Origin of the sequence: Rathayibacter sp. AY1E6, assembly GCF_002931115.1 — a bacterium.
Taxonomy (GTDB): domain Bacteria; phylum Actinomycetota; class Actinomycetes; order Actinomycetales; family Microbacteriaceae; genus Rathayibacter.
This window is the reverse complement of record NZ_PSVK01000004.1, coordinates 15,503-29,428: the sequence shown is the minus strand read 5'-3', so window position 1 is coordinate 29,428 and position 13,926 is coordinate 15,503. Positions and strand designations below refer to the sequence as shown.

Genomic DNA, 13,926 nt, shown 5'->3' with positions numbered 1-13,926 from the left:
GTGGGCGACATCGTCGTCAGCGGTCAGCTCCTGCTGGCCGTGCCGATCGCGCTCCTGGCCGGGCTCGTGTCCTTCGCGTCGCCCTGCGTGCTCCCGCTGGTGCCCGGCTACCTCGCCTACGTCGGTGGATTCACCGACGCCGACGAGCGGGCGGCCCGCGGACGCCGCCGGGTCGTGCTGGGGGTGCTCCTCTTCGTGCTCGGATTCTCGCTGGTGTTCGTCCTCTACGGGGCGGCGGCGGGCACGGTCGGCTTCTGGCTGCGCCAGTACACCGACCTGATCACCCGCGTCCTCGGGCTCGTCGTGATCGCGATGGGGCTCGTCTTCATCGGGCAGTTCTCGTTCCTCCAGCGCACGCTCCGACCCGGGATCCGTCCCGCCACCGGGCTGATCGGAGCGCCGCTGCTCGGCATCGTCTTCGGCGTCGGCTGGACGCCCTGCCTCGGCCCGACGCTGAGCTCGATCCTCGCCCTCAGCTACGGCGTGGGCTCGCCCTGGCGCGGCGCCCTCCTCGCCCTGGTCTACTGCCTCGGACTCGGCATCCCCTTCCTCCTCGTCGCCTTCGGCTTCAGCTGGGTGACCAGCACGCTCGCCTTCGTGAAGCGCCACATCCGCGTGGTCAACATCCTCGGCGGCGCCGCCCTCGTCCTGATCGGAGTCCTGATGGTCACGGGCATCTGGAACACCCTCGTCTACGGATCCCTCTCGGCGGTGATCGATGGCTTCCAGCCGGCGATCTGAGCCCGAGGAGAGCACGCGCCGCCCCGACGAGGCCGCGCAGCGGAGGACGGACGCCTCCTTCCGCCCCGCCGACCACTACGACTCCGACGGCACCGTCACGCAGCCGGCGCTCGGGTTCACCGGCTGGCTCCGCTGGATGTGGCGCCAGCTCACCAGCATGCGCACGGCGCTGTTCCTGCTGCTGCTGCTGGCGATCGCGGCGGTCCCCGGATCGCTCGTGCCGCAGCGCTCCTCCGACCCCAACGGCGTGACCCAGTACTTCGTCGACAACCCCGACCTCGCGCCCCTGCTCGACAGGGTGCAGGCGTTCGACACCTACACCTCCGCCTGGTTCTCGAGCATCTACCTGCTGCTGTTCATCTCCCTGATCGGCTGCATCGTCCCGCGCACGCGCCACCACTTCCAGGCGATGCGGTCGCGCCCGCCGCGCACCCCCGCGCGCCTGCAGCGCCTCGCCGGCTACACCGTCCGCGAGGTCGAGGGCGCGACGGAGGAGGAGGCCGTCGCCTCCGCCCACTCCGTCCTGCGCCGGGCGGGCTACCGCGTCGAGCGCTACGACGACCCGCGCGGCCGCTGGTCGAGCGTCTCGGCCGAGCGCGGCTACCTCCGCGAGACCGGCAACCTGGTCTTCCACTCCGCCCTGGTCGGCATCCTCGTCGCCGTCGGAGTGGGCGGCGGATTCGGCTACAGCGGGCAGCGCGTGCTGGTCGAGGGCTCCCAGGGGTTCGCGAACAACCTCGCGGCCTACGACTCCTTCAACCCCGGCCGCTTCTTCGACAGCAGCCAGCTCGACCCGTACCAGCTGACCCTCGACAGCCTCGACGTGAAGTACGAGGAGCAGAACCAGTCGGCGCTCGGCCAGCCCGTCGACTTCACCGCGAACGTCACGACCTCCGAGCGCGGCGGGGGCACCGAGGACCGCACGATCAAGGTCAACGACCCGCTGGCGATCGGCGGCACGAACGTCTACCTCCTCGGCAACGGCTACGCCCCGACGATCACGGTCCGCGACCCCTCCGGCCGGGCGATCTTCACCGACTCGGTGCCGTTCCTCCCGCAGGACGCGAACCTGACCTCCGTCGGCGTCGTCAAGGTGCCGGACGGGCTCTCCGAGCAGCTGGGCCTCACCGGATTCTTCTACCCGACGCAGGACACGCTGGCCTCCGGGGCGTCGACCTCGATCTTCCCCGACCTGCAGTACCCCGTGCTCTCGCTGAACGTCTTCGCGGGCGACCTCGGCCTCGACGGGGGAGTGCCCACATCCGTCTACGTGCTCAACACCGACTCGCTGACCCGGCTCACCGGCGGCACCACCGGCGTCGCGCCGATCACCCTCAAGCCCGGCGACACGGCCGAGCTCCCGAACGGGCTCGGCAGCGTGACCTTCGACAACACGGGCGCCGACCCGACGCGGATCGGCACCGACAGCGTCAAGCGCTTCGCCTCGTTCGACATCCACCACGACGCGACCCAGGGCTGGGTGCTGCTCTTCGCGATCCTCGTGCTCGCCGGACTCCTCACCTCGCTGTTCGTCCCGCGGCGCCGCGTGTGGGTGAAGGCGACCGCCCAGGACGACGGCGGCCTCCTCCTCGAGTACGCGGGACTCGCCCGCGGCGAGGACCCCCAGCTGGTGCGCGCCGTGCGGACGATCGCCGACCGGCACGCCCCGCTCGACTGACCCGCCTCCCGGACGCCCCGGAGGCCCCTCCACAGGCGCCGCCCGGCTGGGCAGGGGCCGAGTCTGTGCAAGCGCGAAGGGGCGGGCGGGGCGGCGAGCGATTACCCTGAGGAGGTGATCGCGACCCTCTCGCAGTACTCGGTGCTGTGCCTCTCCTCCGCCATGGGCATCTACGCCATGGCGTTCGTCTTCTTCGCGATCGACCTCGCCCGCCGCGCCTCCCTGGCCGACGGCGAGTCGATCGAGGTCGTGCAGGAGGCGGAGCGCGTCGCCTCCGCGGCCGCCGCCGACCGCGCGGCCAGCGGCAAGGCCACCGTCGCCGCCGCAGGCTCCGGACGCACCGCGACGCTCTCCCGCATCGGCAGCCGCGTCGAGGACGAGGTCTACCGCGCCCCCGCCCGCTCGAAGACCATGCGCATCGGGTTCTCGCTCACGCTCCTCGGCTTCGTGCTCCACCTCGGCGCGACCGTCCTCCGCGGCCTCGCCGCCGGCCGCGTCCCCTGGGCGAACATGTACGAGTTCTCGATGACCGGGACGCTCATCATCATCGGCGTCTTCCTCGCCGTCCAGCTGCGCTGGGACCTCCGCTTCCTCGGAGCGTTCATCACCGGCCTCGTCCTGGTGCTCCTCGGCATCGCGACCGTCAACTACTACGTCGCCGTCGTCCCGCTCCCGCCGGCACTCCAGTCCTACTGGCTGGTCATCCACGTGCTCGTCGCGATCCTCGGCACCGCGTTCTTCGCCCTCGGCTTCGCGCTCTCGGTCACCCAGCTCCTCCAGGCCCGCCGCGAATCCTCCGGCGACAGCCCCCGCTCGGTCCTCCGCTTCCTGCGCACCCTGCCCAGCTCCCTCACCCTCGAGAACCTCGCCTACCGCGTCACGATCCTCGGCTTCATCCTCTGGACCTTCACGCTCATCGCCGGCGCCGTCTGGGCCGAGAAGGCCTGGGGCCGCTACTGGGGCTGGGACACCAAGGAGGTCTGGACCTTCATCATCTGGACCATCTACGCCGGCTACATCCACGCCCGCGCCACCCGCGGCTGGCGCGGCACCCCCTCCGCCTGGCTCGCCATCGTCGGCTTCGCCGCCGTCATGTTCAACTTCGGCGTCGTCAACGTGTTCTTCAAGGGACTCCATGCCTACTCCGGCCTCGACACCGGCATGTAATCGGGTCGGCGGGGCCTGGTGGGGCCCCTCGCGGCGTTGTCGGCGACGAACGTAGCGCCGCTACGCCCGACGCCTCCGCCTTGCGATCGACCCCACCAGGCCCCGCCGACCGCCCACCAGGACGCGCACTGGGGACGGCTCCGCTTCGCGTTCGCCGCGGGGGAGTGCTCCGCTTCGCGGTCGCGGTGGTGGGTGGACTCCGCTTCGCGGTCGGGTCAGCGTGGGCTCCGCGGTCGCCGAGGTGGGTGGGCTCCGCTTCGCGATCGCCGTGGGGGTGCGGTCGCCGTGGGGGTGCGGTCGCCGTGGGGGAGCGCTCCGCTGCGCGGTCGGGTTCTGGGGAGCTGCGCTTCGCGGGAGGGCGGGGGGACGGCGGTCGACGGGACATGCTGATCGAGTAGTGAGCAGCGCGAGTATCGAGATCCCCTGACACGAACGCTCGGAGCGAGCCTGTCGAGTTCCCGCGTACGGAAGCGCCGGGTCGGTGCGTGCTGATCGAGGAACGGGCGTGTCGGGGCCGGGGGCACGGACGGGCTTCGGGTGGCCCCGCGCGGGTCAGACGGCGGTGACGATGTCGATGAGGTGGGGGGCGAAAGGGGCGTCGAGGGCGAGGACGACGCGGGTGCGGGCGTCGAAGGGGTGGACGCCGCGGTAGATGCCGCGGAGGTCGGCGACGGTCTGGCCGCGGCCGGGGCCGTGGGTGGCGTCGACAGTGACGTGGACGCGCGGGGCGGAGGTGAGGGCGACGGCGTCGACGGCGATCGCGGCGGCCATGGGGTCGTGCATGGCAGCGGTGCGCTCGCCGAAGTGGCCGACGTAGAAGTCGAAGTAGAAGTCGAGCGCCTGCCCGATGGCCTGCGCGAGGGGATCGGGCGACGCGAGCAGGACGGCGCGGTCCTCCTCCGCCAGCAGGTGCCGCATGGTCACGTCCAGGGGCACGAGCGTGAGATCCCAGTCGGCCGCGACGACCTCGGCGGCGGCCGCCGGGTCGTGCCAGATGTTGGCCTCCGCCACGGCGGTCACGTTGCCGGGGACCAGCGCGGCTCCGCCCATCACTGTCACCGAGTGGACGAGGGACGCGATCTCCGGGTGCGCGCGGAGGGCCAGCGCGAGATTCGTCAGCGGGCCGATCGCGACCAGCCGCAGCTCGCCCTCGTGCTCGCGGGCGAGACGGAGGAGGAGATCGGCCGGATCCTCGTCGACCGGCTCGCCGCCCTCGGGCAGCGCGACCCCGCCGATGCCGTCGTCGCCGTGCACGTGCGGAGATCCGCCGGCGTAGTCCTCCTCGAGGAAGTGGTGCGCCCCCACGGCGACCGGCACGTCGTCGCGGCCGGCCAGCGCCAGCAGGCCGAGGCTGTTGACGGCGGCCCGGCGGGCGTCGGTGTTGCCGCTGACCGTGCTGATCCCGACGAGGCGGGCCCGGGGCGAGCGGAGGAGGTACGCCAGGGCGAGCGAGTCGTCGATGCCGGTGTCGCAGTCGAGGAAGACGGGGACGGTCGATGCGCTCACGGTGCTCCGATGCTCGAGGGTGGGGGACGCGTCGGGCACCGGCGGCCGACGCTCCCATTCTGCCGCTCCTCCGACGCGGCGCCCGCCGCCGACGATCAGAGCAGCGCGTAGGAGTCGCGGAGCCGCGCCCGCCACCAGGCGAGCCGCTCCGGTGACACGGCGTGACGGGAGAGGAGCTCCTCCGAGACCTCCACGCGGCCGACGGGGATCCCGCCGTCCACCGGCCGCAGCGGCCGCTCCGTGACGTCCGCGGCGAGGAGGGACGCGGTGCCGAGTCCGCAGTCGAAGGGCAGCTCGGGGAGCGCCGCGGCCAGGGCGGCGCCCATGGCGAGACCGACCGAGCTGTCGATCGCGCTCGAGACCACCGCCGGCAGCCCCGCCTCGGCGACGAGGGCCAGCGCCCGGCGCGTCCCGCCGAGCGGATGGGCCTTCACGACCAGCAGGTCCGCGGCTCCGGCCCGGGCGACGGCGAGTGGATCGGCGGCCTTGCGGACGCTCTCGTCGGCGGCGATCGGGATGCCCATGTACTTCACCCGGTAGCGCAGCTCCGCCAGCTCGTCGACGCTCGCGCACGGCTGCTCGACGTACTCGAGGTCGGACTCCGCGAGGGCGTGGACGGCGTGCTCGGCCTCGTCGAGGTTCCAGCCGCCGTTCGCGTCCACGCGGATCCGGCCCTCCGGACCGAGCAGTCGGCGGACCTCGACGACCCGGGCCACGTCGTCGGCCAGCGTCTGGCCGCGCTCGGCGACCTTCACCTTCGCCGTGCGGCAGCCGTGGTAGCTCGCGAGCAGGGCGGCGACCTCGTGCGGTGCGACGGCCGGGATGGTCGCGTTCACCGGGATGCGGTCGCGCAGCGGTGCCGGCTGCTCGCTCCAGCCGTAGTCGATCGCCGCCCGGAGCCACGCCGCCGACTCCTCCGCGCCGTACTCGAGGAAGGGCGAGAACTCGGTCCAGCCCTCGGGGCCGCGCACGAGCGCGATCTCGCGGTGGTCGACGCCGCGGAAGCGGGTGCGGAGCGGCAGAGCGACGACGCGGAGTCCCGCGTCGATCTCGCCGAGGGAGGGGAGCGGGGAGGCGGGCACGACGTCGTCCATCCGGCCATTGTCCACCGGCCGGGGCGACGCGGCGGCCACCCGGGCGCAGGAGGTCGGCGACGCGCGCGCAAGCCCCCGGGGTCCCACCTCCGAGCGCCGCCGAGGTGCCAGACTGACGAGGCTGCCGTTGGAGTCCGGAGGAGTGCGATGAGCCAGATGCCGATGAGCCCGCCGCCCGCGCCCGCCCCGGGCCCGACGCAGGGCTCCGTCCCCTCCCACCGCCCGCTCGGCAGGGGCGCCTGGATCGCGCTGGGCACGAGCCTCCTCGTGGGCGTCGTCTACACCGGCGTGCTCGGCACGCTCGTCGCCGTCGGAGTGGGCGGCGCGCTCGACTCCGCCGCCGGCAGCGCGTCGACGAGCGCTCCGTCCGAGCCGTTCGGCGACCCGACGGACGACCCGTTCGGCAGCGGGGACCCGTCCGATCCGCTCTACGACTACCCCGGCTACCAGGACGGCGACGCCGCGACGATACTCGGCCAGCCGTCCGCGGAGGACGTGCGCGCGAGTGCCGAGAAGGCCGTCGCGGCCGTCGAGGGCGCCGTCCCCGAGGAGTGGACCTCGGCCGACGACGAGTACTACGAGCAGTCGCAGAACGCCTACGGCGGGCCCTCCCTCCTCTACGACTACATCTCGGCGACCGAGTACGCCGCCGCCGACGTCTCGGCCGACGCCGACAGGCAGGCGGCGGTCGACCGCTTCACCGCAGCGCTCTCGCCCCTCGGCTTCGACGACGTCGAGGTGGCCGACACCCCCGAGGAGTGGTCGGAGGCGGGCTACGAGCTCGACGGCGACCTCTCGGACGAGGAGGCCTCGGCCGCGCTCTGGATCGTCACCGCCCGCTCCTCCGCCGACCTCGTGCCCGCGATCGAGCTGGGCCTCGTCGACCTCGACGCCGATCCGACCGGGCTGGTCGCCGACATGCTCGACGGAGTCGGCCTCTCGCCGGACCCGCAGGGCGCGTTCCTGGCGGGGTACGCGAACGGGGTCCTCCAGGACGAGGACCGCGGCGAGTTCACCGACCGCCTCGAGGAGTACGGCGGAGTCGCCACGACCTGACCGGGCGCTACAAGCAAGCTCGTCCGCCCGCAAGCCCGAATCGGCGCACCGCCCGCGCCCTACGGTGAGGGGATGGCTGCACCCCGCTCGACCAGGCCCCTGCGCGACTACGCCGCGATCGGAGACGGTCGCACGGTCGCCCTGATCGCGAAGGACGGCAGCGTCGACTGGATGCCCGTCCCGGACCTCGGCTCCACCCCCGCCTTCGCCGCCCTGATCGACGCCGAGTCCGGCGGCTGCGTCGAGCTCGCCCCCGAGGAGCCCGCCGAGGTCTCGCGCGCCTACATCCGCGACACGAACGTCCTCGAGACCACCTTCACCACCGAGTCGGGCACCGTCCGCGTGACGGACGCGCTCGTCACCGGGATCGCGGGCCGCCTCCCGTGGGCCGAGCTCGCGCGCCGCGTGGACGGTGTCGACGGCGAGGTGCGGATGCGGTGGGCCGTGCGTCCCGGAACGGGACTCGGCCGGTTCTCCCCGTGGATCCAGAACGCCGACGGCCGCTCGCTCATCCGCGCCGGAGACATCACCATCGGCGTCACCGGGCAGGAGCACGGGCCCGACGGCGACGACGCGCCCTCCGGCGCCGGCGCCGAGCTGACGGGCTCCTTCGTCGTGACCGCGGGGAAGGACGCCGTGCGGCACGTCCTGGTCGTGTCGGCCACGCACGACGAGCCGCTGCACTTCCCGGTCGCGAAGAACGTCGACCGCGGCATCGACCGCACCATCCGCAGCTGGCAGGACTGGTCGGAGGAGTTCTCCTACGACGGCCCGTGGTCCGAGGCCGTCCAGCGCAGCGCCCTCGCGCTCAAGCTGCTGATCTACTCGCCCACAGGAGCCATCGCCGCGGCCGCGACCACGTCGCTCCCGGAGTCGCCCAACGGCGGCAAGAACTGGGACTACCGCTTCGCCTGGGTGCGCGACGCCGCGTACACGATGCACGCGCTGGTGCGCTTCGGCCTGCGCGAGGAGACCCACGCCGCGCTGTCCTGGCTCCTCCGCACGATCAAGGAGCACGGGCCGGATCTGCACATCTTCTACGGACTCGACGGCTCCATGCCGACCGTCCTGGAGGAGTTCGACGTCCCGGGCTACGCCGGCATCGGCCCGGTCGTCGCCGGCAACGCAGCGCAGAGCCAGCTGCAGCTGGGCGTCTTCGGCGACCTCTTCGACATCTGCCGCATCTACGTCGACGAGGGCAACGTCCTCGACATCCAGACCGGTCGGCTCCTCGCCCGCGTCGCCGACACCACCTGCGACCTGTGGCGGAACCGCGATGCGGGCATGTGGGAGCTGGAGGAGGAGCAGCACTACACCTCCTCGAAGATGGGCTGCTGGCAGGCGCTCGACGCAGCCGTGCACCTGGCGGAGCTCGGCCAGGTCGCGGGCAGCCCCGACCGCTGGCGCTTCGAGCGCGACCGCATCCGGGAGTGGATCGAGGAGCACTGCTGGTCCGAGGAGCTCGGCTCCTACGTGATGTACCCGGGCAGCGAGGAGCTGGACGCCTCGGTGCTCCTGCACGCGCCCAGCGGCTACGAGCGCGGCGAGCGGATGATCTCCACCATCGACGCCCTGGTGAAGGAGCTCGGCCGCGGCGCGCTGCTGTTCCGCTACTCCGGCATGGAGGGCGAGGAGCACCCGTTCGTGGCCTGCTCGTTCTGGCTCGCGTCCGCCCTGGCCTGCGTCGGTCGGCACGACGAGTCGGTCGCCCTGATGGACGAGCTCGTCGCCACGGTCCCGAACGACGTCGGGATCATGTCCGAGATGATCGCGGTCGACGACCTGGCCTTCTGGGGCAACCTGCCGCAGGGGCTCAGCCACCTCGCGTTGATCAACGCGGCCATCACCATCGAGGAGCTGGCGCCGGAGAAGGTCGGCCGCGCGTAACCCCGCCGACGGCGTCCGCGCAACCCGTTGAGGGCCGGCTCCGAGGGGCGTAGACCGGTACCACCCCCTCGCACCGCACCCACAAGGAGCACCTCAGCATGGATCTCGGCATCAGCGGCCGCATCGCCCTCGTCACCGGAGGCGACTCCGGCATCGGCCTGGCCACGGCGCAGCTCCTCCTCGCCGAGGGCGCGACCGTCGTGATCACCGACAAGGACCAGGCGGAGCTCGACCGGGCGGCGGCCGGGCTCGACGCTCCGGAGGGCCGCCTGCACGCCTTCGCCGCCGACGTCACCAGCACGGAGCAGCTCGCCGAGCTGCACCGCCGGGTGGCCGGAGCGGTCGGCGCGATCGACATCCTCGTGCAGTGCGCCGGAGTCACAGGGGCGCAGGGCCTCTTCCACGAGATCGACGACGAGGGCTGGACCAGCACCCTCGAGGTCGACCTGCTCGGGCCTGTGCGGCTCGTGCGCGAGTTCCTCCCCGACCTCCGCACCGGAGGCTGGGGCCGGCTCGTGCTCACCGCCTCCGAGGACGCCGTGCAGCCCTACGACGACGAACTGCCCTACTGCGCCGCGAAGGCGGGCGTCCTCGCCTTCGCCAAGGGCCTCTCGCGCTCCTACGCGCAGGAGGGCCTGCTCGTGAACACGGTCTCGCCCGCGTTCATCCGCACTCCGATGACCGACGCGATGATGTCCAAGCGCGCCGAGCAGAGGGGCACCTCGGTCGACGAGGCGATCTCGTCCTTCCTCGACGAGGAGCGGCCGTACATGGAGCTGAAGCGCCGGGGCGAGGCCGAGGAGGTCGCAGCCGTGATCGCCTTCCTCTGCTCCGACCGCGCCTCGTTCGTGAACGGCTCGAACTACCGCGTCGACTCCGGATCCGTCGCCACGATCTGATCCCTGCAACCACGGGCCCCGCCCAGCGCGCGCACCCCGCGCGTGCGGGCGCCGTCCAGCCGAAGAAGCCAGACTCGGGGCGGGACACCGCACCCGGCACTGCAAGAGAAAGGAACGGTCCATGACCACCACCCTCGAACGCCACGTCGAAGCCCCCGCGGGCTCCGGTGCCAAGACCAGCCGCCGTCAGAACGCCGAGAAGGGCTTCAAGGCCTCCAAGGAGCTGCTCGACAGCCTCCAGATCGTCCTCGTCGACCTGATCGAGCTCCACGTCCAGGGCAAGCAGGCCCACTGGAACGTCGTCGGCAAGAACTTCCGCGACCTCCACCTGCAGCTCGACGAGATCATCGAGGCCGCGCGCGAGTTCAGCGACGACATCGCCGAGCGCATGCGCGCCCTCCACGGGATCCCGGACGGCCGCAGCGACACCGTCGCCGCGACCACCACCCTCCCCGAGTACCCGCACGGCGAGATCGACACCGCCGAGACCGTCGACCTGGTCACGATCCGCCTCGAGAACACCGCCGCCACCATGCGCGAGGTCCACGACCAGGTGGACGAGGAGGACCCGACCAGCGCGGACCTCCTCCACGCGATCATCCAGAGCCTCGAGCAGTACGCCTGGATGGTGTCGGCCGAGAACCGCACCACCTCCGCCGCCAAGTAGGGGCGAGCACCGGCAAGGGGACTCCGCGTCAGCGGGGTCCCCTTCCGTCTGCCCGAGCGGTGTCGAGTCGCCGTGCAGTCCGGATCAGTAGGGTCGTGACATGAGCACGCAGGTCTCCGAACTGTTCGACGCGCACCGCTGGGCGGCCGTCGACGGCTTCGACGCACTCGAGGACATCACCTACCACCACGACCGCTCCGGCCGCATCGCGCGGGTCGCGTTCGACCGGCCCGAGGTCCGCAACGCGTTCCGGCCGCGCACGGTCGACGAGCTGTTCCGCGCCCTCGAGGACGCCCGGACGAACCCGCGCATCGGCGTCGTCATCCTCACCGGCAACGGCCCGAGCCCGCGCGACGGAGGCTGGGCGTTCTGCTCGGGAGGAGACCAGCGGATCCGCGGCCGCGACGGCTACCGGTACTCCGACGGCGAGACCGCCGAGGGCATCGACTCCGCGCGGAACGGCCGCCTGCACATCCTCGAGGTGCAGCGCCTCATCCGCTTCATGCCGAAGGTCGTCATCGCGGCCGTCCCCGGCTGGGCCGCGGGAGGCGGGCACTCGCTGCACGTGGTCTGCGACCTCACCCTCGCCTCCGCCGAGCACGGGCGATTCAAGCAGACGGACGCCGACGTCGGCTCCTTCGACGCGGGCTACGGCTCGGCGTACTTCGCCCGCCAGATCGGGCAGAAGGCCGCGCGCGAGGTGTTCTTCCTCGCGCGGGAGTACTCCGCGCAGCGCGCCTACGAGATGGGCGCCGTGAACGCGGTCGTCCCGCACGCCGAGCTCGAGACGACCGCGGTGGAGTGGGCCGAGACGATCCTCACCAAGTCGCCCACGGCCATCCGGATGCTGAAGTACGCGTTCAACGCCGTGGACGACGGCCTCGTGGGCCAGCAGCTCTTCGCGGGCGAGACCACGCGCCTCGCCTACGGCACCGACGAGGCCGTCGAGGGACGAGACTCCTTCCTCGAGAAGCGCGAGCCCGACTGGTCGCCGTTCCCGTGGCAGTTCTGAGCCGGAGGGCACGCAGGTGACCCGCCCGCTCGCCGGTGTCGACGCGACGGTCGAGGCCGTCCTCCTCGCTCTTCGCGCGGCCCTGGACGGCAGCGGCCCGGCGATCCGCGTCTCCGCCCCCGGCGCTGCGACCGCCTCCGAGGATGCCGTCGTGCCGCAGCGCGTCGCCGCCGTCGTCGAGACCTCGGGCTCGTCGGGGCCGCCCAAGCGGGTCGCGCTCTCGACAGCGGCCCTGCTCACCAGCGCCTCCACGACCCTCGCCGAGCTCGGCGGGCCGGGACGCTGGCTGCTCTGCCTGCCGACGCACTACGTCGCGGGACTGCAGGTGCTCGTCCGCTCGCTGACCGCGGAGGCCGACCCGGTCGTCCTCCCGGCCGGCGGCTTCGACGCGGCGGCCTTCCTCGCTCTCGCTCGGACGATGCCGGCGGGGGAGCGGCGGTACTCCTCGCTGGTCCCCGTGCAGCTCGCGCGGCTGCTGGACCTCGCCGAGCGCGATCCGGCCGCGGCCGAGGCGCTCCGCTCGTTCGACGCGCTCCTGATCGGCGGCCAGGCGACGCCGCAGCCGTTGCGGGACCGCGCCGCCGCCCTCGGTGCGCGCATCCGCCTGACCTACGGATCGAGCGAGACGTCCGGCGGCTGCGTCTACGACGGCGTCCCGCTCCACGACGTGCGGATGCGCGTCGAGAACGGGCAGGTGCTGCTCGGCGGCCCGACCCTCGCGGAGGGCTACCTCGACGCCGACGGCGCGATCGACCACGAGCGCAGCGCCTCCGCCTTCCTCGAGCTCGACGGGGAGCGCTGGTACCGCACGGGCGACGCGGGGTCGATCGTCGACGGGCGCCTCCGGGTGACCGGTCGGCTCGACCGCGTGATCGTGTCGGGCGGGGAGAAGGTGTCGCTCGACGCCGTCGAGGCCGTGCTCCGCGAGGGGCCCGTCCCCGACGCGGTCGTCGTGCGGCGGGCGGACGAGCAGTGGGGCGAGGTCCCGGTCGTCGTCACGGCGGAGGAGGCTCCCGCGCTCACCGACCTGCGCACCCTGATCGCCGACCGCCTCGGGCGCGCCGCCGCTCCTGCGGTCGTGCTGCCCGTCGGCCGCATCCCCCTCCTCGCCTCCGGGAAGCCCGACCGCCGCGCCCTCGAGGTGCTCGCCGAGCAGGCCTGACCGGCTCCGAGCGTCGACGGGCCGGTGGGTAGGATTCCCTCCGTGTCGAGTACGAGTCGCAAGAAGAAGTCCTCCAGCGGCCGCCCCGGGGGCAGCCCGCGAACGGTCGTCGTGAAGCCCGCCGGTCCCCGCGAGTGGATCGCCGGCGCCCGCCTCCGCACCCTCCCGCTGGCCGTCGCCCCCGTGCTCATCGGCACCGGAGCGACCCAGGTCGTCGACGAGGGCTGGCACTGGGTGCGCGCGCTGCTCTGCCTGGCCGTCTCGCTCGCCCTGCAGATCGCCGTCAACTACGCCAACGACTACTCCGACGGCGTGCGCGGCACCGACGCCAACCGCGTCGGACCCTCGCGGCTGACCGGCTCCGGAGCGGCGAAGCCCCGCCAGGTGCTCACCGTCGCCCTGGTCTTCTTCGGGATCGCGGCCGTCGCCGGCCTCGTGCTCACCGCCCTCTCGGGGCAGTGGTGGTTCCTGATCGTCGGCGCGGCGGCGATCGCGGCCGGCTGGTTCTACACCGGCGGACGCCGCCCCTACGGCTACCTCGGGCTCGGCGAGCTCTTCGTCTTCGTGTTCTTCGGCCTGGTCGCCACCGTCGGCACCACGTTCGTGCAGATCGGCCGCACCAACCAGGAGTCGTGGCTCGGCGCCGTGGCGGCGGGCCTGTTCGCCTGCGCCGTGCTCATGGTCAACAACATCCGCGACATCCCGACCGACCGCCTCTCGGGCAAGCGGACCCTCGCGGTCCTCGCGGGACCGGCCGTGTCCCGGGCGATCTACACGGGCTTCGTGCTGATCCCGTTCGGCATCGCGGTGATCCTCGCGCTGTTCTACCCGCTGGCGTGGCTGACGCTCTTCGTGCTTCTGATGATCCTGCCGGCCATCCTGATCACCTTGACGGCGAAGACGGCGAAGGAGCTCATCCTGGCGCTGCAGCTGACCAGCCTGGGCGGGCTCGCCTACGCGGTCATCCTCGGGGCGGCGCTGGCGTTCTAGAGCGGCGGCTCGCACGAGGCGGGCTCGGGTGGGCCGGATTCGGGTGAGAAGTGCGTGCCGGGCCTGG

12 protein-coding genes are annotated in these 13,926 nt (G+C 72.7%); 10 read left to right on the top strand and 2 right to left on the bottom strand.

What is annotated here, in order from left to right; translation table 11 throughout:
* From C5C46_RS05275 to ccsB, 3 genes are all read left to right on the top strand, one after another.
* On the top strand, positions 1–741 hold the full coding sequence (locus C5C46_RS05275) for a cytochrome c biogenesis CcdA family protein (protein WP_244230512.1): 741 nt from the start codon (positions 1–3) through the stop codon (positions 739–741).
* Positions 719–2,419: a cytochrome c biogenesis protein ResB gene (locus C5C46_RS05270; RefSeq protein WP_104225914.1), complete on the top strand. Its 1,701-nt coding sequence runs from the start codon at positions 719–721 to the stop codon at positions 2,417–2,419. The genes C5C46_RS05275 and C5C46_RS05270 overlap by 23 nt, the downstream gene beginning before the upstream one ends.
* Positions 2,420–2,533: 114 nt before the next feature.
* Positions 2,534–3,586 (top strand): c-type cytochrome biogenesis protein CcsB, encoded by a 1,053-nt coding sequence (gene ccsB, locus C5C46_RS05265; protein WP_374953790.1) that lies wholly within the window; start codon positions 2,534–2,536, stop codon positions 3,584–3,586.
* Positions 3,587–4,138: 552 nt separating this feature from the next.
* Here the strand turns inward: ccsB and C5C46_RS05260 are convergent.
* Together C5C46_RS05260 and C5C46_RS05255 are read right to left on the bottom strand one after the other, a co-directional pair.
* On the bottom strand, positions 4,139–5,092 hold the full coding sequence (locus C5C46_RS05260; RefSeq protein WP_104226062.1) for a nucleoside hydrolase: 954 nt from the start codon (positions 5,090–5,092) through the stop codon (positions 4,139–4,141).
* A gap of 95 nt (positions 5,093–5,187) precedes the next feature.
* Positions 5,188–6,186 (bottom strand): o-succinylbenzoate synthase, encoded by a 999-nt coding sequence (locus C5C46_RS05255; protein ID WP_104225913.1) that lies wholly within the window; start codon positions 6,184–6,186, stop codon positions 5,188–5,190.
* A gap of 147 nt (positions 6,187–6,333) precedes the next feature.
* On the opposite strand from C5C46_RS05255, the gene C5C46_RS05250 reads away from it, so the two are divergent.
* The 7 genes from C5C46_RS05250 (at position 6,334) to C5C46_RS05220 (ending at position 13,859) form a co-directional block, all read left to right on the top strand.
* The gene (locus tag C5C46_RS05250) at positions 6,334–7,242 is read left to right on the top strand and encodes a hypothetical protein (protein WP_104225912.1); all 909 of its coding nucleotides are present in this window, start codon (positions 6,334–6,336) and stop codon (positions 7,240–7,242) included.
* Positions 7,243–7,314: 72 nt separating this feature from the next.
* Positions 7,315–9,129 (top strand): glycoside hydrolase family 15 protein, encoded by a 1,815-nt coding sequence (locus C5C46_RS05245; protein ID WP_104225911.1) that lies wholly within the window; start codon positions 7,315–7,317, stop codon positions 9,127–9,129.
* A gap of 98 nt (positions 9,130–9,227) precedes the next feature.
* Positions 9,228–10,028 carry an SDR family NAD(P)-dependent oxidoreductase gene (locus tag C5C46_RS05240; protein ID WP_104225910.1) on the top strand — a complete coding sequence of 267 codons (801 nt, stop codon included), beginning with the start codon at positions 9,228–9,230 and terminating at the stop codon, positions 10,026–10,028.
* A gap of 121 nt (positions 10,029–10,149) precedes the next feature.
* Complete coding sequence (locus tag C5C46_RS05235; protein WP_104223596.1) at positions 10,150–10,695, top strand: Dps family protein; 546 nt, start codon at positions 10,150–10,152, stop codon at positions 10,693–10,695.
* Between the two features lie 100 nt (positions 10,696–10,795).
* A complete protein-coding gene (locus tag C5C46_RS05230) occupies positions 10,796–11,707 on the top strand; it encodes a 1,4-dihydroxy-2-naphthoyl-CoA synthase (protein ID WP_068255374.1) in 912 nt (303 codons plus the stop codon).
* 16 nt (positions 11,708–11,723) lie between these two features.
* On the top strand, positions 11,724–12,869 hold the full coding sequence (locus C5C46_RS05225; RefSeq protein WP_104225909.1) for an AMP-binding protein: 1,146 nt from the start codon (positions 11,724–11,726) through the stop codon (positions 12,867–12,869).
* A 42-nt stretch (positions 12,870–12,911) separates the two neighbouring features.
* On the top strand, positions 12,912–13,859 hold the full coding sequence (locus C5C46_RS05220) for a 1,4-dihydroxy-2-naphthoate polyprenyltransferase (RefSeq protein WP_374953789.1): 948 nt from the start codon (positions 12,912–12,914) through the stop codon (positions 13,857–13,859).
* The last annotated feature ends 67 nt before the right edge of the window (positions 13,860–13,926 follow it).